General features: G+C 73.0%; 17 protein-coding genes and 1 pseudogene. 10 read left to right on the top strand and 8 right to left on the bottom strand.

Features of this window, described 5'->3' with window-relative positions:
• Positions 1-246 precede the first annotated feature (246 nt).
• The gene (locus tag ETD83_RS27210; protein ID WP_230421214.1) at positions 247-1,143 is read right to left on the bottom strand and encodes an SOS response-associated peptidase; all 897 of its coding nucleotides are present in this window, start codon (positions 1,141-1,143) and stop codon (positions 247-249) included.
• On the opposite strand from ETD83_RS27210, the gene ETD83_RS27205 reads away from it, so the two are divergent.
• The 7 genes from ETD83_RS27205 (at position 1,142) to ETD83_RS27175 (ending at position 8,898) form a co-directional block, all read left to right on the top strand.
• Positions 1,142-1,993: a DoxX family protein gene (locus tag ETD83_RS27205; RefSeq protein WP_138648058.1), complete on the top strand. Its 852-nt coding sequence runs from the start codon at positions 1,142-1,144 to the stop codon at positions 1,991-1,993. The genes ETD83_RS27210 and ETD83_RS27205 overlap by 2 nt on opposite strands.
• A 135-nt stretch (positions 1,994-2,128) precedes the next feature.
• Positions 2,129-2,695, top strand: coding sequence for a sigma-70 family RNA polymerase sigma factor (locus tag ETD83_RS27200; RefSeq protein WP_138648057.1), 567 nt, complete (start codon positions 2,129-2,131; stop codon positions 2,693-2,695).
• On the top strand, positions 2,692-3,387 hold the full coding sequence (locus ETD83_RS27195; RefSeq protein WP_138648056.1) for an anti-sigma factor family protein: 696 nt from the start codon (positions 2,692-2,694) through the stop codon (positions 3,385-3,387). The genes ETD83_RS27200 and ETD83_RS27195 overlap by 4 nt, the downstream gene beginning before the upstream one ends.
• 38 nt (positions 3,388-3,425) lie before the next feature.
• Entirely contained in the window at positions 3,426-4,697 is a 1,272-nt protein-coding gene (gene aroA, locus ETD83_RS27190; RefSeq protein WP_138648055.1) for a 3-phosphoshikimate 1-carboxyvinyltransferase, read from the top strand.
• A gap of 17 nt (positions 4,698-4,714) precedes the next feature.
• A complete protein-coding gene (gene rsgA, locus ETD83_RS27185) occupies positions 4,715-5,767 on the top strand; it encodes a ribosome small subunit-dependent GTPase A (RefSeq protein ID WP_138648059.1) in 1,053 nt (350 codons plus the stop codon).
• A 73-nt stretch (positions 5,768-5,840) separates the two neighbouring features.
• Positions 5,841-7,406, top strand: a complete 1,566-nt coding sequence (locus ETD83_RS27180) for a serine/threonine-protein kinase (RefSeq protein WP_138648054.1) — start codon at positions 5,841-5,843, stop codon at positions 7,404-7,406.
• Between the two features lie 4 nt (positions 7,407-7,410).
• Positions 7,411-8,898: an FAD-binding oxidoreductase gene (locus ETD83_RS27175; protein ID WP_138648053.1), complete on the top strand. Its 1,488-nt coding sequence runs from the start codon at positions 7,411-7,413 to the stop codon at positions 8,896-8,898.
• Here the strand turns inward: ETD83_RS27175 and ETD83_RS27170 are convergent.
• Positions 8,895-9,746, bottom strand: coding sequence for a hypothetical protein (locus ETD83_RS27170; RefSeq protein WP_138648052.1), 852 nt, complete (start codon positions 9,744-9,746; stop codon positions 8,895-8,897). The genes ETD83_RS27175 and ETD83_RS27170 overlap by 4 nt on opposite strands.
• Before the next feature lie 133 nt (positions 9,747-9,879).
• Between ETD83_RS27170 and hisN the strand changes: the two genes are divergently transcribed.
• From hisN to lhgO, 3 genes are all read left to right on the top strand, one after another.
• Entirely contained in the window at positions 9,880-10,683 is an 804-nt protein-coding gene (gene hisN / locus ETD83_RS27165) for a histidinol-phosphatase (protein ID WP_138648051.1), read from the top strand.
• 127 nt (positions 10,684-10,810) lie between these two features.
• Complete coding sequence (locus tag ETD83_RS27160; RefSeq protein ID WP_132175183.1) at positions 10,811-11,002, top strand: hypothetical protein; 192 nt, start codon at positions 10,811-10,813, stop codon at positions 11,000-11,002.
• Positions 11,003-11,025: 23 nt separating this feature from the next.
• Positions 11,026-12,213 carry an L-2-hydroxyglutarate oxidase gene (lhgO, locus tag ETD83_RS27155; protein ID WP_138648050.1) on the top strand — a complete coding sequence of 396 codons (1,188 nt, stop codon included), beginning with the start codon at positions 11,026-11,028 and terminating at the stop codon, positions 12,211-12,213.
• 4 nt (positions 12,214-12,217) lie between these two features.
• Here lhgO and ETD83_RS27150 read toward each other — a convergent pair whose 3' ends face one another.
• From ETD83_RS27150 to ETD83_RS27130, 6 genes and pseudogenes are all read right to left on the bottom strand, one after another.
• Positions 12,218-13,684: a carboxylesterase/lipase family protein gene (locus ETD83_RS27150; protein ID WP_138648049.1), complete on the bottom strand. Its 1,467-nt coding sequence runs from the start codon at positions 13,682-13,684 to the stop codon at positions 12,218-12,220.
• A gap of 73 nt (positions 13,685-13,757) precedes the next feature.
• A complete protein-coding gene (locus tag ETD83_RS44875) occupies positions 13,758-13,949 on the bottom strand; it encodes a hypothetical protein (RefSeq protein ID WP_230421213.1) in 192 nt (63 codons plus the stop codon).
• Positions 13,937-14,311, bottom strand: coding sequence for an SDR family NAD(P)-dependent oxidoreductase (locus ETD83_RS27145; protein ID WP_230421212.1), 375 nt, complete (start codon positions 14,309-14,311; stop codon positions 13,937-13,939). Before ETD83_RS27145 ends, ETD83_RS44875 begins: the two co-directional genes overlap by 13 nt.
• Complete coding sequence (locus ETD83_RS27140; RefSeq protein WP_138648048.1) at positions 14,308-15,666, bottom strand: cytochrome P450; 1,359 nt, start codon at positions 15,664-15,666, stop codon at positions 14,308-14,310. The genes ETD83_RS27145 and ETD83_RS27140 overlap by 4 nt, the downstream gene beginning before the upstream one ends.
• Positions 15,667-15,772: 106 nt before the next feature.
• Positions 15,773-18,715 carry an AMP-binding protein gene (locus tag ETD83_RS27135; RefSeq protein WP_138648047.1) on the bottom strand — a complete coding sequence of 981 codons (2,943 nt, stop codon included), beginning with the start codon at positions 18,713-18,715 and terminating at the stop codon, positions 15,773-15,775.
• 84 nt (positions 18,716-18,799) lie between these two features.
• Positions 18,800-19,344, bottom strand: a pseudogene (locus tag ETD83_RS27130) (AMP-binding protein); the annotation flags it as partial.

The following is a 19,344-nucleotide window of genomic DNA, read 5'->3' as shown; positions in this document are numbered from 1 at the left end:
TGTCTAAGAGACAGGTCCAGGGCGGCCTCCACGCGGTCGTGGGCGGTGAGGCCGGCCCCGGCGTCCGCGGGCGAGCTGTCGCGCTCGGGGCTCTCCCCCCGGAGGATGGCGATGGAACGGTCCAGATCGGCGCGCATGGACTCCAGGCGGGAGCGGGCAACGGCGGTGTCCACGATGCTGCGACTCCTCCCGGTGGGGATTCCGGGCGATGCGAGGGTCGGGGCCGGCCGCCGCGATCCGCGGCGGTCAGAACAAACTGCCGGAATGGTTTCCAGAACTATCCCCAGAAGACGCCGGTTCTATGAGTTCCGGCCCGTTGTTTTTCACGCTGTTGACGGCCTTCGACACCGGATAGGCGTCCATTGTCCCGGCCATCGCGGGCACCAGCAGGCCGCGGACCTGCTCGGCGTCGGTGAGCGCGGGGTCGAGCCAGGCGTCCCAGCGGTCCGGTTCGACGATCATCGGCATCCGGTCGTGGATGCGGCCGAGGTCGTCCGGCGCGTCGGTCGTGATCACCGTGCACGTCCAGAGCCATTCGCCTGGCCCAATCTGGGGGGACGACCCCCCAGACCCCCCGGAACCCCCTTCAGGCGACTTCCACAGTTCGTAGAGCCCCGCCATCGCCATGATCGCGCCGTCGTTGGGACGGATGAAGAACGGCTGCTTCTGCGGCTTCTTCTTCTTGGCCTTCTTCTCGCCGGCGGCCGGATCGGGCGAGTCGCCCTGGTCCTGCAGGGTGTACCACTCGAAGTAGCCGTCGGCGGGCAGCAGGCAGCGCCGCCGCGCGAACGCGCGGCGGAACGACGGCTTCTCGTGCACCGTCTCGAACCGCGCGTTGATCATGCGCGAGCCGATCGACAGGTCCTTCGCCCAGGACGGGACGAGCCCCCAGCGGACCGTCCGCAACTGCCGGACGGCCGGCTCCTCCTCCGGCGCGTCCTTCGGGCGCCGGTTGAGGACGGCCGGGACCTGCTTGGTCGGGGCGACGTTGTAATCGGGCTGGATGTCCCCGTCGACGGCGTCGAGCTGGACCTGGAACTCGTCCAGCAGCTCCTGACGCGCGCGGGTGGTGGCATAGCGTCCGCACATGGCTCCCATCCTGCCGCGCTTGAGGCGCGGCGCGCTGGGCATGTAGCGGGTCATGCGACCCTTCACGACGCTGGCCCGCCCGTTCGTGGCGGCCCCTTTCATCATGAACGGCCTGGACGCCGTCCGGGATCCGCGCGAGCGCGCTGAGCGAGTCGGCCCTGTGGTCAAGCCGGTCGCGGACCGGATCGACTGGCTGCCGAAGGACGCCGAGACCCTCGTCCGGCTGCAGGGCGCGCTCAGCCTCGGCACCGGCGCGCTGCTGCTGACGGGCAGGTTCCGCCGCCTCACCACGCTGCTGCTCGCGGCGCAGATGGTGCCCGTGCTGGCGACCGAGCACCGCTACTGGAGCGAGGACGACCCCGAGCACCGCGCCAGCGAGCGGTCCCATCTGCTGAAGAACGCGGGCCTGTTCGGCGCGCTGCTGATGGTGGCCTCCGAGCCGCGCCGCACGCCGCGGACGGCGGAGATCCGGCGGCAGGCCAGGGAGACGCAGATCAAGAGCGCGGCGGAGGCCAAGGCGCTGCGCCGCGAGGCGGCCATCACCCTGCGGGACGCGCGCCGCGAGGCCGCCCGGCAGGTGCGCGTCGCCCGCGCCGAGGGCGGGCGCAGGGCCGCCAAGCGGACCGCGAAGTCGCTGAAAACGGCGAAGTCCGCGAAGCCGGGCGCCGCCTTCATGGCCGGGAAGGCGGGCGGCGCGGCGAAGGCGGGCGGCGGCGCGCTGAAGAGCGCCGGTAGCGCGTTCCGGGTCGGGCGGAGGTCCAAGCCGGGCCGGGCGGCGCGGGCGGGTCAGACGGTCAAGGCCCAGACGACGGCGCAGGCGGCCAGGGCGGTGAAGGCCGGCCGGACGGTGAAGGCGGGGACGGCCGTCCAGGCGGGCCGGGTCAGGCAGGCGGTCAAGCGCTGACCCCGGCCGGGCTCCGGCGGCTTCCCGAAGAGAACCTTAAGAGAGGCTCAAATCCGTTGAACCGCGGCCTGGACCGGTCCCGTACTGCCTTGTGACCGTCCTCCACCCCCCGACCACCGACGGAGACGCCCGGCCATGGCAGTTCCCGGATCGACCGGTCGCCAGACCGGCGGGTTGCGAAGCCTGCTCCGAAGACCGCGCGACGAGGACATCATCGCCGCGCTCTACCGCGAGTACCACCGGCCGCTCCTCGCGTTCGTCCTCCGGCTGACCGGCGGTGACCGTCCGTGGGCCGAGGACGTGGTGCAGGAGACCATGATCCGGGCATGGCGCAGCGCGGACCGGCTCGACGACCGCACGTCCTCGCTGATGCCCTGGCTGGCCACGGTCTCCCGCCGTATCGTGATCGACCACCGGCGGCATCGCGAGGTCCGGCCGCCGGAAGTCGGCGACGGCCCCCTGGAGAACCTGCCGATGGCGGACGAGCTGGACGGACTGCTCCGCAAGGTCGTCGTGACGGAGGCGCTGGAGTCGCTCTCCCCGGCGCACCGGCAGGCGCTGACGGAGACGGTGCTCCGCGACCGGACGGTGAACCAGGCCGCCGAACACCTCGGCATCCCGGTGGGGACGGTCAAGTCCCGCGTCTACTACGCGTTGCGCGCACTGCGCGTCGCCTTGGAGGAGAGGGGGGTGACCTCATGAGCGCCCAAGTCGAGCACACCGATGTCGGCGCGTACGCGCTGGGCCTTCTCGAAGAGGGCGACCGGCGGGCCTTCGAGGCGCATCTGCGCGGGTGCGGGTCGTGCCAGGCCGAGATGCGGGAGATGTCGGGAACGGCGAGTGCCCTCTCCGCGCTCGGGGCCGGGGAGGCGGGTGCGGACGACGCGTCCGCACCTCCGGCGCCGGTGATCGACATGATGCGGCGCAAGCGGCGGGCCGACCGGCGCTCCCGCCGCGCCGCCCTCGTCATCGGCACCGCTGCCGCCGCCGGCGCGCTGGTCGCGGGCGTCGGCGTGGGGACGGTGCTGGACGACGAGGGCGAGGCCCCGAAGGCGCCGCAGGCGCCGCCCATCGCCGGGGAGCGGTTCACGGGGACGAACCCGGGCACGGGCGCGTCCGGCATGGTCGGCCTGGTCGACAAGGGCTGGGGGACGCAGGTCAGCCTGGAGCTGCGCGGCATCAAGGGTCCGCTGAGGTGCCATCTGGAGGCCGTGTCCAGGGACGGGGAGCGCAGCGTCGTCGCGGGATGGCGCGTCCCGGACAAGGGGTACGGGGTGCCGGGGCAGCCGAAGCCGCTCGTCATGCAGGGCGGGACGGGCCTCACCCGCCCGGAGATCAGCCGCTTCGAGGTGCGCCTTGACGACGGCGGGACCCTGCTGACCATCCCGCTCTGATCATCGGGGCGGCGGTCCCGGCCGGATAGCCTTGGGTCATGCCCTCTCCGCACTGGTCCGCCCCGGTCGCCCATGCCCCGGTGGACGCCGTCGTCCCGCTGCCCGGGTCGAAGTCGATGACGAACCGGGCGCTGATCCTGGCCGCGCTCGCCGACGGGCCGTCGGCCATCACCCGGCCGCTGCACAGCCGCGACACCGAGCTGATGGCGGACGCGCTCCGCGCGCTGGGCGTGGGCATCGGCGAGGACTTCGACGACTGGCAGGTCCTCCCGGGCGAGCTGACGGGCCCGGCGCGCGTGGACGTGGGCCTCGCCGGGACGGTGATGCGGTTCCTGCCGCCCGTCGCGGCGCTGGCGTCCGGCGAGGTGGCGGTCGACGGCGACCCCCGCGCCCGGGAGCGTCCGATGGGCCCGATCATCACCGCGCTGCGGGCGCTCGGCGCGGACATCGAGGACGGCGGGCGCGGCGCGCTCCCGTTCACCGTCCGCGGCGCCGGGGCGGTGAACGGCGGGCAGGTCGTGATCGACGCGTCCGGGTCGTCGCAGCTGGTGTCGGGGCTGCTGCTGGCCGCGCCGCGCTTCGAGAAGGGCGTGGAGGTCAGGCACGAGGGGCCGCCGGTGCCGTCGGCGCCGCATCTGGAGATGACCGTCCGGATGCTGCGGGACGCGGGCGCGGCCGTCGAGACGGAGAAGAACCTGTGGCATGTCGCGCCGGGCCCGCTGCGCGGCGGCGAGCGGGTGATCGAGCCGGACCTGTCCAACGCGGCGCAGTTCCTCGGCGCCGCGCTCGTCACCGGCGGCCGCGTCACCGTGCCGGACTGGCCCGCCGAGACGACCCAGCCGGGCGACGCGCTGCGCGGGCTGCTCGCCCAGATGGGCGCGGAGGTGTCCCGAGGCCCTGACGGCCTCACCGTGCGCGGCACCGGCGGCTTCCAGGGCCTGGACGCCGACCTGCACGAAGTCGGTGAGCTGACGCCCGTGCTGGCCGCCCTCGCCGCGCTGGCCGACTCGCCGTCCAGGCTGACGGGCATCGCACACCTGCGCGGCCACGAGACCGACCGGCTCGCGGCGCTGGTCACCGAGATCAACGGGCTGGGCGGCGACGTCCGGGAGCTGCCGGACGGCCTGGCGATCACCCCGCGCCCGCTGCGCGGCGGCGTGTTCCACACCTACGACGACCACCGGATGGTGATGGCGGCGGCCGTGCTCGGATTGGCCGTTCCCGGCATCGAGGTGGAGAACCCGGGCACCGTGGGCAAGACTCTTCCGAACTTCACCGAGCTGTGGGCGTCGATGGCGGCGCCCGCCTGAGCACAGGGACCGGACCACTGGCACGACGAGTACAGGACTACGACGAGGACGACGTCCGGGTGCGGCCCGGGCGCCGCGGGTCGCGCCCGCGCACCCGCCGCCGTCCCGCGCACGAGGACGCCTCGTCCGGGTTCGTGACCGCGGTGGACCGGGGCCGGTACCGCTGCCTCGTCGGCGCGGGCACCGGCGACGAGCGCGCCGTCACCGCGATGCGCGCCCGCGAGCTGGGCCGCAAGGGCGTCGTCGTGGGCGACCGGGTGGCGCTCGTCGGGGACGTGACCGGAGCCCCCGACACGCTGGCCCGCATCGTCCGGGTCGAGCCGCGGACATCGTCGCTGCGCCGCACCGCCGACGACACCGACCCGTTCGAGCGGATCGTCGTCGCGAACGCCGACCAGCTCGCGATCGTGACCGCCCTCGCCGACCCCGAGCCCCGCCCCCGGATGATCGACCGGCAGCTCGTCGCCGCCTACGACGCCGGGATGGACCCGCTGCTCTGCCTCACCAAGGCCGACCTCGCCGACGCCGGCGGCCTGGTCGCCGAGTACGCGCCGCTCGGCGTCCCCTACGTCGTGACGCACCGCGGCAGCGACCTGGACGAGCTGCGCGGCCACCTGTCGGGGCGGACGAGCGTGCTGGTCGGGCACTCGGGCGTCGGGAAGTCGACGCTGGTGAACGCACTCGTCCCGGACGCGGAGCGGGCGGTCAGCGAGGTCAACGCGGTCACCGGGCGGGGGCGGCACACGTCCTCGTCGGCGATCGCGCTGGAGCTGCCCGGCGGGGACGGCTGGATCATCGACACCCCGGGCGTGCGGAGCTTCGGCCTCGCGCACGTCGAACCCGAGAACGTGATCAACGCGTTCGAGGACCTGGCGGACGGCGCCGCAGAACGCTGCCCGCCGCAGTGCGATCATCTCCCCCATGACCCGGGGGGTCTGGGGGGTCGCCCCCCCAGAGAGAAGGAGCAGAACTGCGGGCTCGACGGATGGGTGGACGACGGGCACGCCAGCCGCGCCCGTCTCGACTCCCTCCGCCGCCTCCTGGCGAGCCGCGAGGGCGACGCCGAATAGCACGGACCGAATAGCTGGACATAGCCGGGCATAGGCCGCGCCTCGTCCGGCTCACGTCGGTATCGTCGCCCTCATGGTCCAGACGATCGCAGCGCGCTACGAGCTGGTGGAGGTGCTCGGACGCGGTGGGATGGGCGCCGTGTGGCGGGCCCGCGACCGCACGCTCGGCCGCGAGGTGGCGGTCAAGGAGGTGTCGCTGCCGCAGGGCCTGGACGAGGCGCAGGTCGAGCGGACGTACGCGCGGACGTTCCGGGAGGCGCGGTCGGCGGCGCGGCTGGACCATCCGGGCATCGTGACCGTCCACGACGTCGTCGAGGAGGACGGGCGGCCCTGGATCGTGATGCAGCTCGTCCGGGCCGAGGGCCTCGACAAGGTCATCGCGCGGGAGGGGCGGCTGCCGCCGGGCCGGGTCGCGGCGATCGGCGCCGACCTCCTGGACGCGCTCTGCGCCGCACACGCCGCCGGGGTCGTGCACCGCGACGTCAAGCCCGGGAACGTCCTGCTGCCTCCGGGACGGGCCGTGCTCACCGACTTCGGCATCGCGACGGTGGCCGGGGACGAGACCCTCACCCAGGCGGGCGCCATCGTCGGGTCGCCCGCCTACCTGGCGCCCGAGCAGGCCCGCCATCAGAAGGCCACCCCGGCGTCCGACCTGTGGTCGCTGGGCGCGACGCTGTACGCCGCCGTCGAGGGCCGCCCCCCGTACAACCGGCCGGACGTGTGGGGCGTGATGGCCGCCCTGCTGTCCGACGACCCGGACCCGCTCCAGCTCGCCGGGCCCCTCACGCCCGTCCTGCACGGCCTGCTCCGCAAGGACCCGGATCAGCGGATGAGCGCCGACGAGGCCGGAGGGCTGCTCCGCCAGATCGCGCAGGGTCCGGCGCCCGTCCAGACACAGGCGCCGCCTCCGCAGGTGACGCCGCCGCACAACGTGACACTGCAGCCACCGCCCCCCGCGCCGACGATCGAGTCTCCGCTGGGGACGCAGCCCCCGTCCGGCGCTCCGCGAGCGCCGCGCCGCCCGCCCTGGCCGCTGATCGTCCCGGGTGGGATCTTCGCGGTGGCGCTGGCCGTCGCCGTCATCGCGGTCGTGGTGTTCACGAGCGACGGCGGCAACGACAGCGGCAACGACCCGCGAACGTCGTCCTCGGCGAGGTCGTCGTCGCCGTCGTCGCCGAACGGCGCCGTGCCCTCCGGGTACCGTCTGTACCGGGGGTCGGCGTTCGTCGCGGCGGTCCCGCAGGGTTGGAAGGACGAGAGCTCCGGGGACGACGTGTCGTTCACGGACCCGGCCCAGGGAGTGAAGCGGGGCCTGGTGATCCAGCGCGTCTCGAACACGGACTTCGCCGACCCCGGGAACGGTCTCGCCGACGCGATCAAGCAGATGAAGGCGGACACCGCCGAGTATCCCGCGTTCAAGCAGGAGAGCCTCGACCGCAACGTCGCCTACCTGGGGGGCACGGCCGCCGAAGCCCAGTTCACCTTCACCAAGAACGGCGTCCCCGGACGGGTCCGCATCCGGGTGTTCAAGTTCGGCGGCGCCATCTATCAGGTCGTCCTCGCCGCCGGGCAGCAGCACTGGGACGGGGCCGTCCCGGCCTACGAGACGTTCCTCAGCACGCTGCGAAGCGCGTCCTGACGCCATGGACAGGCGAAGGGTGCTCAAGGCGACGATCCTCGGCCCCTTGGCCGCCGCCGGGTGCTCCGACGAGAAACCGGCGCCGGAGGAGCGCCCGTCCCGGGCGCCGCGTCCGACCGGGCCCGCCGACTGGAACGCGCTCGAACGCGGCCTGGACGGGACGCTGATCCGTCCGTCGGACGCGTCGTACGCGCAGGCACGGCGCCTCCACATCCCGCGCTTCGACGGCATCGAGCCCGCAGGCATCGCGTACTGCGAGACGCCGCAGGACGTGTCCGAATGCATAGCGTTCGCGACGCTGCAGCGGATACCGGTCTCCGTGCGCTGCGGCGGCCACAGTTATGCGGGCTGGTCGACTGGCACGGGCCTGGTCGTCGACGTCTCCCCGATGGACACGGTGAAGCGCGACGGCGGCAACGCGATCGTAGGCGCCGGGACACGGCTGATCGACCTGTACGCGGGGCTCGCCGACCATGGCGTGAGCGTCCCGGCGGGCAGCTGCCCGACGGTCGGCGTGGCGGGGCTGACGCTGGGCGGCGGGATCGGCGTGACGTCCCGCGCGTACGGGCTGTCCTGCGACGTCCTGGCGTCGGTCCAGGTCGTCACCGCGGACGGACGGATCCTGACCTGCGACGGCGAGCGGAACCCCGACCTGTTCTGGGCCTGCCGGGGCGGGGGCGGCGGCAACTTCGGCGCCGTGGTCTCGTTCACGTTCCGCACGCACGAGATCGCGGAGGTCACGCCGTTCAGCGTGCGCTGGGCCTGGGCGGACGCCGCCGCCGTGATCCGCGGCTGGCAGCGCTGGGCCCCGGCCGCGCCCGACGAGGTCTGGACGAGCCTGCACCTCGACACCCAGCCCGGCCAGGGGACCCCGAGCATCGAGGTCATCGGCGTCGCGCTCGCGGACGCCACCGGCCCCATGAACGCGCTGACGGCCGCGACGGGGGCCGACCCGGTGTCGTCCACCGCCCAGAGCCGCCCCTACCTGGACGCCATGAAGTTCATGGGCGGATGCGCGGGACAGACCCTCGAGCAATGCCACGCCCAAGGCACACTGCCCGGCCAGCGCCCCGGCGGAGGCTTCCCCAGGACGGACTACGCCGGAAAATCCCACATCGCCTACAAGCCCCTGACCGAGGCCGCCATCAACGCCCTCCTGGACCGCTTCGACAAGGGCAACGACGTGCAGAACCGCTCCGTCCTGATGGACGCCATGGGCGGCGCGATAGGCCGAATAGGCCCGGGCGACACCGCCTTCCCGCACAGGAAGGGGTTGTTCAGCGTCCAGTACCTGGCGCCCGACAACGCCTGGCTTCGCGCCACGCACGCGGCGATGGAGCCGTCCATGGGCGGCACGGCCTACGTGAACTACATCGACCCGGATCTCAAGGGCTGGGCGACCGCCTACTACGGCCCCAACCTCGACCGGCTCAGGAGGACCAAGGCCGCCCACGACCCCGGAAGGCTGTTCCGCTTCCCGCAGGCGCTCTAGTCCGCGGACGGTTCCTCGAACAGGCTGCGCGCCCTGGCCTCGGCGTCGTTCAGTGCCTGGACGTGCTCGGGCGCGAGCTCCTCCACGCAGCGGGTCATCTCCTCGGTGACCCAGCTGAACGCGGTCTCCTCCGCGCCGCGCAGCGCGGCCCGCACGCTCGCGGAGCGGGCGCCGAGCGCGGCCCACTCCAGCTCCAGCCGCGCGACGGCCTCGTCGAACGCCCGGGCCGTCTCGGCTCCGGCGTCCTTCAGCTCGTCCGGGATCGGGCCCCGCCCCGCCTTGCGGGCGTGGCCGGACAGCGTCGAGATGCGCCCGGCCAGCGCCAGCCCCTCCCGGGCCAGCGGCAGCACCTCGTGGATCAGGTCGGTGACCGCCTTCGCCAGCTCCTCGACGCGGGTCAGCAGCGTCCGCGTCGCGTCCTCCAGCGCCGCGGACGAGCGTTCGGCGACCCGTTCGGCGACGTCCTGCTGCCGTTTGGACAGCACCGGGACGATGTCACGGTCCAGCCTGCGGCGCACCTCGCGCTCCCGCGCGCCGCGCTCGCCGGGCCCGGCGCGTCCGGCCCAGTCGGCCACGACGCGCTCGATGCGCTCCTCCCCGGAAGCGGCGATCTCCGCCGTGATCTCCTCCAGGGCCTCGCCCACGCGGGCCTTCAACCGTTCCACGCGCCCGTAGAGGGCCTCGCGCTTGAAGGGGTCGTTGAGCTCGTTGAGCTGTGCCTGCAACCGGCGGGACACGTCGATCGCGTGCTCGGCCAGGGGGACGAGGCGGTCGGCGAGCTCGTCGAGCGTCTCCGCCCTCCGGGGGTCGGTCAGCTCGGCCACCCATGGGGGAAGGTCGTGCGCCATGGGCCCATGCTGCCATCACCAGGTCCGGCGCACTGCCGGTAACGGGTCGGCGCGCCCGGCCGGACGACCGAAAAGCCGGAACGGCCGGGTAAGTGTGTCTGGACCGGACGTGATCAGGGTAGCGTTGCACGCCGTGGCGGGCTATTCCGATGACCTGCGTCTCGCGCATGTGCTGGCGGACGGGGCCGACGACATCACGACCAGGCGTTTCCGTGCCCTCGATCTCGGCGTCGAGACCAAGCCGGACCTGACGCCGGTCAGCGACGCCGACCGCAGCGTGGAGGAGCAGATCCGCGGCACGCTGAAGCGGGCCCGCCCGCGGGACGCGGTGCTCGGCGAGGAGTACGGCAGGACCGGGTTCGGGAACCGCTGCTGGATCATCGACCCGATCGACGCGACGAAGAACTTCGTCCGGGGCGTCCCGGTGTGGGCGACGCTGATCGCGCTGATGGAGAACGAGGAGATCGTCGTCGGGGTCGTGTCGGCGCCCGCGCTGCAGCGCCGCTGGTGGGCGGCGCGCGGCGGCGGCTCCTGGACGGGCCGCAGCCTGACCCGCGCGTCCCGGATGACGGTGTCGTCGGTGACGGCGATGGCGGACGCGTCCCTGTCGTTCTCCAGCCTCAGCGGCTGGGAGGAGCAGGGCCGCCTCAGCCGGTTCATCGACCTGACCCGCGAGGTGTGGCGGACGCGGGCGTTCGGCGACTTCTGGTCGCACATGATGGTCGCCGAGGGCGCGATCGACATCTCCGCCGAGCCGGAGGTGTCGCTGTGGGATCTCGCCGCGCTCCAGGTCATCGTGGAGGAGGCGGGCGGGATGTTCACCGACCTGTCCGGCGTGCCCGGCCCGGACGGCGGCAGCGTCGTCTGCACGAACGGCAGGCTGCACGCCGAGGTCCTGCGCACGCTCGGCGGCGGCCAGCTCTCCCTGCGCATCTGACGGTCTGTCCCCAGGACGCCCCTGGTGAGATCATTGTTCCATCGGGCCGACTCGCGACATATCTTGGAACAGCGGCCGCGGGGCGGCCGTTGTAGGTGTGAGGGCGGCCCGTTATCGGAGGTACCAGATGTCGACTCAGACAAAGTTCGTGATCGGCGGCGTCGTCGTCGGCCTGCTGACCCTGTTCATCTTCCCCTGGTGGCTGACCACGCTGATCATTCTCGGCGTCCTCGGGGCTCCGGTCGTCGGCTACCTGATGCTCGACCCGTCCCAGCGCAAGCGCGTGCGGGCGCAGGGCCGCAAGCGGCTGGGGAGCTGAGCCCCTCCCACTAGGGTGCGGGTGTGGCGGAGGTGCAGGTCGGCGTCGTCGGCGCGGGCATTCTCGGGCTGGCGGTCGCCCGCCGCCTGGCGCAGACGCGCCCGGACGTGAAGGTCACGGTCCTCGACAAGGAGGACCGTGTCGCCGCGCATCAGACGGGCCGCAACAGCGGCGTCGCCCACGCGGGCCTGTACTACGCGCCGGGTTCGCTGAAGGCGGCCCTCTGCCGGCGCGGCATCGGCCTGCTCAAGGAATATTGCACTGTCCGGAACCTGCCCTACGAGGAGTGCGGCAAGATCGTCGTGGCGCGCGACGCCGCGGAGACGGCCGCCCTCGACGAGATCGAGCGCCGCGCGGCCGCGAACGGCGTGCCGGGCCTGCGGCGGCTGACGGGCGCCGAGCTGCGCGAGATCGAGCCGCACGCCGCCGGGGTCGCCGCGCTGCACTCCCCCACCACCGCGATCGTCGACTTCCCGGCGGTGGCGCGCGCGTTCGCCGACGACGTCGTGAAGGCGGGCGGCGAGGTCAGGCTCGGTTTCGAGGTCGTCCGGCTGGGCCGGGCGGGCGAGCGGGTCACGGTCGCGGCACCGGACGCGGAGCTGGCGTTCGACCGGCTGGTGGTGTGCGCGGGCCTGCACTCCGACCGGGTGGCGCGCCTCGCGGGCGACTCCCCCGCACCGGCGATCGTCCCGTTCCGCGGCGAGTACTACCGGCTGGTCCCGTCCCGGACGGATCTCGTCCGCGGTCTCATCTATCCCGTGCCCGACCCGCGCTACCCGTTCCTCGGCGTCCACTTCACCCGCCGGGTGGACGGCGGCGTGGACATCGGCCCGAACGCCGTCCTGGCCCTGGCCAGGGAGGGATACCGGTGGCGTGACGTCCGTCTGGCGGACGTGTGGGAGACCGTCCGGTGGCCCGGTTTCCGCCGCCTGGCCCGCGAGCACTGGCGGACGGGCGTGAAGGAGCTGTACGGATCGGCCCTGAAGCGGGCGTTCGTCGCCGAGGCGCGGAGCTTCGTCCCCGCCCTGACCGCGGCGGACGTCGTCGCGGCGCCCGCCGGGGTCCGGGCGCAGGCCGTGGACCCCGACGGCTCCCTCGTGGACGACTTCCGCATCGGGCGGATCGGCCCGGTGGTGACCGTCCGGAATGCCCCGTCTCCAGCCGCGACGTCCTCTCTCGCGATCGCGGAGCACGTGGCCGGGCGGATCTGAGGGCCTAGTCCCAGAGCTTGCGGTGACCGCCGTGAGGGTCGTGGACGACGTCGTCCCCCGGCCCGTCGAAGACCTTGACCGCGCGGGCGGACGTGTCGAACCGCGCCCAACCGGGGTCGCCGTGGACGGCGAAGTCGACCCAGGCGCGGTGCATCCGGTCGGCGAGCCCCTGCGGCGGGTTCGGCCCGGCGAGGGCGCCGGGCTCGCCGGTGAGGTTGTCGAACACGAAGCCGAGCTCCAGCGCGTGGCAGGCGCCGAGGTCGAGCGTGGGCGACCGCCAGGCGAACTCGTACATCCAGGTCCGCCCGCCGGACGCGGCGTGCGCCGCGGCGGCCCGATCGGCCGGGATGCGGAACATGCCGTCGGTGATGATCGCCGCCATCAGCTCGCCGGGCGTGAGCGCGGGATGCTGGTCGCGGTAGGCGGCGGGCACCCCGGCCGGGAGGCCCATGCCCGCCGCGACGAGGCCGATCAGCTCCTCGGTGAACACCGCGGCGAGCCCGGACGGCATCAGGAAGAACCGGAACTCCTCGGACGTGCAGCCGATGAGCAGGTCCACGTCGCGGCCCGCGCCGTCCGCGATGGCGTCCTCGGGCCGCTGGCGCAGCAGGTCGCCGTCCAGGATCGGGAGGAGCGACATGCCGGAGGCGGCCGTGGTCGCGCCCCACCGGCCGGGGTCGGGCAGCGCGGCGACCTCGGTGGCGACCGCCGACTGGACGGGGATGATCGCGGACGGGTCCAGCGCCGCGAACCCCTCGGCGCTCGGTTCCACGCCGAGCCGCGCGGCCATCTCCCGGGTGACGAGCAGGGCGTCGTCCGGGTCCTGCGCGACGGCGCCCGCGCCGCTCTGCGCGATCGCGCGGCCGAAGAGCCCGAGGTCGAGGGAGAGCAGGGTGGTGACGCTCATCGCGCCGGACGACTCGCCGAACACGGTGACGCGGCCGGGGTCGCCGCCGAAGGCCGCGATGTTGGCGCGGACCCACTCCAGCGCGGCGATCTGGTCCAGCAGGCCCCGGTTCGGCGGGGCGCCGGGCAGATGGGCAAAGCCCTCCACGCCGAGCCGGTAGTTGATCGTGACGCAGACGACGCCGTCGCGGGCGAAGTTGCCGCCGTCGTAGACGGGCAGCGCGCCCGACCCGTTGCGGAACGCGCCGCCGTGGATCCACACCATGACCGGCAGGCCGGGGCCACCGGGCGTCCAGACGTTCAGGTTGAGGCAGCCGTCGCCGGGGATGTCAGGATCGTCCAGGAGCTGGGTGTAGGGGTGCAGGTAGCCGGGCTTGGGCGCGGTCGGCCCGTACTCGACGGCGTCGCGGACCCCGTCCCACGGCTCCGGCGGGCGCGGCGGCCGGAAGCGGTTCGGGCCGAACGGCGGCGCGGCGTAGGGGATGCCGAAGAACGCGGTGATGCCGTCCCGCGCCACCCCGCGGACCTTGCCGTACGCCGTCTGGACGACCGTCCCCCGTTGCATGCGGCCCCCGGTCTTAGAACGAAGTTCAACCAGGAGAGCTTACGGGGAGGCGAACGCGTGCGGAACGCGGCGGCTACGTCCGGATCCGGGCGTCGTAGGACTTCCGCGCGTCCGGATCGAAGTCGAGGAAGATCCGGTCGAGCCCGTAGCGGCGCGCGATGGCCTGCCTGACCCGGTCCGGGAGCAGCGCGCCGAGCTTGACCTGGCGGGCGAGCTTCGCCGGGACGACGACCTGCGGGCGCGGGCGCCCGATCAGCTCCACCACGGCGGCGGCGATGTCCTCGGGCTCGCAGTTTGCATCACGCCGTGCACGTTGATGTCGACGCAGCGGCGGGCGTCGGCGTCGCTCTCGTCCGTGACCGGCCCGATCGGCATGATCCCGGCGTTGTTGATCACGACGTCGAGCGGCCCGGCGGCCTCCTCGGCCTGATCGAGGAACGCGGTGAAGGACGCGCGGGACGTCACGTCCACGACGAGGCCGGTGACGCCCGCGGACCCGGCCGCCTCCGTGACCGCGGCCTCGTCGATGTCACCGATGACGACGGCGGCGCCCTTGGCCTTCAGCGCCGGGGCGGTGGCGAGTCCGATGCCGCGCGCGGCCCCGGTGATCGCGACGGCTTTGCTCATCGGCTCTGCTCCAGACGGTCGAGGCGGACGGGAAGGCCGTCCTTCGGCGACGGCAGGGACGTGGTGTCCAGGGGCATCTCGTACAGCCCGGGGACGCTCCACCGGTACCTCAGCAGAACCTGGTGCAGGATCGACTTCACCTGCATGCCCGCGAAGTACATCCCGATGCACTTGTGCGCGCCGCCGCCGAACGGCGACCACGCGTACTTGTGGACCTTGTCCTCGCGGCGCTCCGGCGCGAACCGGCCGGGGTCGAACGCGTCCGGGTCGGGCCACCAGTCGGCCATGCGGTGGTTGCTGAGCATCGGGACGACGACGATCGTCCCGGCGGGGATGTGGAAGCCGAGGAGGGAGGTGTCCTTGACGACCTTGCGCGGCAGCGCGGGGACGGGCGCGATCAGCCGCAGGGACTCCTTCATCACCATGTCCATGCCGGTGAGGGCGTCCAGGTCGGCGTAGTCGAGCTCCGCCCTGCCGAGCGCGAGGGACTCGTCCCGGAGCCGCTCCTGCCATTCGGGGAACTTGGCGAGGTGGTACGCCATCGACGTCAGCGTGATGGTCGTGGTGTCGTGCGCGGCCATCAGCGCGAAGATCATGTGGTTGACGACGTCCTCGTCGGTGAACCGCTCCCCGTCGTCGGATTCCGCGGCACAGAGCGCGGCGAACAGGTCGTCGCCGCCGTCGCGGCGCTTGGCGGGCAGATGCCGGTAGAAGAACTCCTCCAGCACCTTGCGGGCCTGCAGGCCGCGGTGCCAGCGCAGCCCGGGGACGGGGAAGCGCACGTACGCCGTCCCGGCCCGGACGGCGTCGATGAACGCGCCATTGACCCGCGCGCGCTCCGCGTCCCCGAGCTCGACGCCCATGAACACGTCCGCGGCGAGGTCGAGGGTGAGCTGCTTGACGTGGTCGTACACCGTGAAGCCGCCGCCGGGCCGCCACGCCTCGACGCCCTTGACGATGCCGGGCGCCATCGCGTCCATGTAGGCGCGCAGGCGGGGACGGGTGAACGCCTGCTGCATGATGCGCCGGTGGTGCAGATGCTCCTCGAAGTCCAGGAGCATGATGCCGCGGTTGAAGAACGGCCCGATGTAGTAGCTCCACGCGGGCCCGCTCGCGAACGCCTTGTCGCGGTTGACCAGGACGGCCTCGGCGCCCTCCGGGCCGTGGACGGTGACCGTCCGCTGCCCGAGCAGCCATCCCCAGGAGACCTGCCCGTGCTCGGCGTACCGCTTGCGGGCCGTCCCGATCGGGTTCCGCATCACGGCGATGGTGCTGCCGATGTACGGGACGCCTCCCACTCCGGGGACCGCTTTCAGGCCGCTGCCCGCCGGCGGCGGCGCGAGGACGCTCGTCATGAACCCTCCGGACGCGTGCGACACATGGCCGATAACCGTCGCTTCGTTGTAACGCAGCGCAGGTCAGTAAGTCCAGACTTATCGCCCGTGACTTGTGACTCCCCGGTCACCGCGCCTCGCGGGCCGCGGGCGCCTTGAGCAGCCGCCTCCGGGCGGCGTCCGTCAGCGGCCGGTACGCACCCGCCTTGTCCCGGTAGTAGGCCACGCCTTGACCCGCGGAAGGAACGCCTTCTTCTCGCAGCGGCGCCGTCCGGAGCCGTCCTCCGGCCGTGACGGGCACCTCGTCCACGACCCGGACGATCGCGGGCCGCAACCCGGGCTCCACCCGCAGCAGCGCCTCCGAAAGATCCAAAGGCTTCAGCTCGGCGACGTCACGCAAACTCACCGCGGCTGCGGCAAGCTCCGTCTCCCCCACCGGAATCCCATAGACGGCGACGGTGCCGACATACGGCAGATCGCCGAGCGCATCCCGGATGGGACCCGGCGGGACGATCCCCTCGGCCGTCCGGATCAGCTCGGCCTCCCGCCCGGCCAGCCAGAAGTCGCCGGCGCCGTCGCGGTGGAACAGGTCACCGGTGATCGTCCAGGCGTCCTCGGGCGCGAACACGCCCCGCACGCACCGCCCCGCCGTGCCGACCGCGGACAGCCGCACCCGCGCGAGCAGCATCCCGATCTCACCGGGCTCGCACTCGATCGCGAAGCCGTCCGGCCCCTCGTCCAGGCGCCCGTTCTCCAGGACGTACCGGGCGAGGCGCACCTCGGCGCTGCCGGGCAGCGGCCGTCCCAGCGACCCGGGCTTCTTGCCGCTCAGGTTGACCAGGACCGACTCTCCCTCCGTCGCGGCGTAGAACTCCAGGACCCGGGCGGGGGCGAACCGGTCCTCCACCCGCCGCCACAGCCCGCGCGGCATGCCGGACCCGATGAACAGCCGGACGGCGTGATGCCGCTCCGCCGGATTGGGCGGCGCCTCCACCAGATCACGCAGCAGCATCCAGGTATATGAGGCGACGGTCACGCCGTACCGGCGAGCCTCGTCCCAGAACGTCTCAGGATCGTAGGCACTGGCGAGCGCCAGCCGGGCACCGCCCGCGACGGCTCCACCCAGGCTCATCAGCAGCGCGGACGGATGCTGGAGCGGCGTGATGCTGTACACGGTGTCGGACGGCGACAGCGCCGCGGACGACGCCGTCCCGAACGCCGACAGCGCCCACCGCCGGTTGGTGATCCGGTGGGCGCGGAGCAGCTCCCCCTCACCCCTGAACACGACGAAGGCGAGGTCACCGGCCCGCCCCGGGTTCGCCCGGAACCACCCGGGCACGTCGACGAGCTCCGGATCGATGGTCTCCATGTCCATGAGCGACCCGCGCTCACCACGTCCCGCGCCGCCCAGCAGATACGTCTCGACGCCGTCCAGCCCCGCCACCCGCGCCGCGTGCTCCGGATCGACGACCACCCGGGACACCTGGCCCAGCCGCACCTCCGCGGCAAGGTCCCCGTCAGGACGAAGAAGCACCGCGACCGCGCCCAACCGGCTCAACGCGGCGACCAGCGCGAGCGCCGTGGGCCGCGTGCCCATCAGCACACCGACCGCGTCACCGCGCCGCACCCCGATGTGGATCAGCCCGCGGACGACGGCGTCGATGCGGCTCTTGGCGGCGTCATGCGTGTACGGCCGCCCCTTGTAGAGGAAGAACACGTCGCCGGGCATCCGCCGGGCCTGCTCATCCAGGAGCAGCCCCATGGACATGCGGGTGTCGGACTGGATGCGCTCCAGCCGCGCCAGCCGGGGAAGGTTCTGCGCCGCCTCGCCGCCGAGCTGCCGGGTCCCGTGGATCGCCCGCGACGCCGTCCGGAAGGCCGACCGCACCGCGCTTCCCCCGACCCCCATGGCGAGCTGGAGCCCGTACCCGGGCAGGTCGGCCGGCGCGGCCTCCTCGTCCCCCGCAACGGGCGCCACAATGTCGGGAAGCCCACCCTCCCCCGCACGCCATTTCGCCCATTCCGCCACGGCGGGCCAGGTCCGCGCGATCGCGAGGCTCCCGACGACGAGCCCGAAATGCCCGGCGCGCAGGGACGCCTCGTACACCTGGGCGCGCGGCGCGGCCCGCCGGATCCCGCGGACCATCGGCGGCGGCGCGATCTCGTCGACCTCCCCGACGAACGTCAGCACCGGGCAGGTGATGTCGGCGAGCGTGACGAGCCGGTCGCCGATGACGAACCCGCCGGTGAGCATCCGGTTGTGCTGGACGAACTGGCGCACGAACTCCGCCAGCGCGGGCCCGGGCCACGACACCCAGCCCTCCCGCTCCAGGAACCGCCGCTGCCGCTCCCTCGGCGCGAGCCGCTCCCGGTCGTGCAATTGCAGAATGAAATCGACCCGTGACCGCACCGACTTCACCGGGCTCAGCAACTGGAACCCGAGCCGCGTCACCCACCCCGGGACCGCGAACCCGCCGAGCACCCAGTCGGGGACCCGTCCGACCCCCTCGGACGCGAGCCACCCGGGCAGCCCGAACGGCAACGCGACGCTCGTATCGGTCGGGCTCCCGAACGTCACCACCGACTCGATACCTTCGCTGCGCCGGTACGCCGCGGCCTGGTAGACGAACATGCCGCCCTGCGAATACCCGGCAAGGTGCACGTCCCGCCCAGTGGCCTTCCGGACCCGATCCACCGCGTCGCTAACGGCGAGCACATGATCGGTGATGGTCCGCTCAAGCCCACCGGGTTCCCGCTCAGGCGCCCCGAAGTCGACGACCCACGGATCGACCCCGGAGTCCCGCAGCACCCGGACGGCGCTGACCCGCGAGGAGATGTCGTACACCTCCGCGGTGATCATCAGCGGCGGGACGAGCAGCATCACCGGCCCGTCCCCGTCGTCCGGGAAGTAGTGCCGCAGCCGGTACACCCGCTGCTCGGTCACCACCTCGCGGGGCGAGGCGTCCTCGTCGGTGTCGAACCCGCCGAACCGGGCGACCTCCAGGGCGTTCTGGGCGGTGGACCCCAGGCGGGCGCCCAGGCGGAACAGCGTCTTCGCAACAGCCGGCATCGTCGACCTCTCACAGCGTCAACGGCCATCGTGTCCTGTAGCCACGACCTTTAGCAATCCGGCCGATCTTCCCGGAGACGCGGATCAGGGGACGACGCGCGCCCCGTCCATCTCCCCGGCCCGCAGCCGCTCCCACATGTATCTCCGCCGCGGCTTGCCGCTGGACGTCCGGTGGATCAGCCCCGTGCCCACCACGATCGTCAGCTCGACGTCGCCGCCGAGCCTCCGGCGCAGCATCTCGCGGACGTCGCCCGTCCACGACTCGTCCCGCGTCTCGGCGAACAGCGCGAGCCCCTTGCGTCCGGCCCCCGGCACGCCGACCACCACGATGCGCCCCTTCCCGAGCCCGCTGGCCTCGGCGATCTTGGCCTCAAGGTCCTCGACGTACACCGAGCGCCCGCGCACCTTGATGCTGTCGCCCATCCGCCCGAGGACGAACAGCTGCCCGGAATGAAAGAACCCGGCATCCCCGGTGAAGACCTTCCCGTCCAGAAACCGGGTCGACTTCCCCTCAGCCCCCGCGTAGTACCCGGGGCAGGCGGAAGGACCGCCCACCACGATCTCCCCGAGCAGCCCTTCGCCCAGCTCCCGCCCGTCATCGTCCACGATCGCCACGGGCACGTCGGCCT

The organism is Actinomadura soli (assembly GCF_005889715.1).
Lineage (GTDB): Bacteria > Actinomycetota > Actinomycetes > Streptosporangiales > Streptosporangiaceae > Spirillospora > Spirillospora soli.
This window is presented reverse-complemented; position numbering and strand designations above follow the sequence as displayed.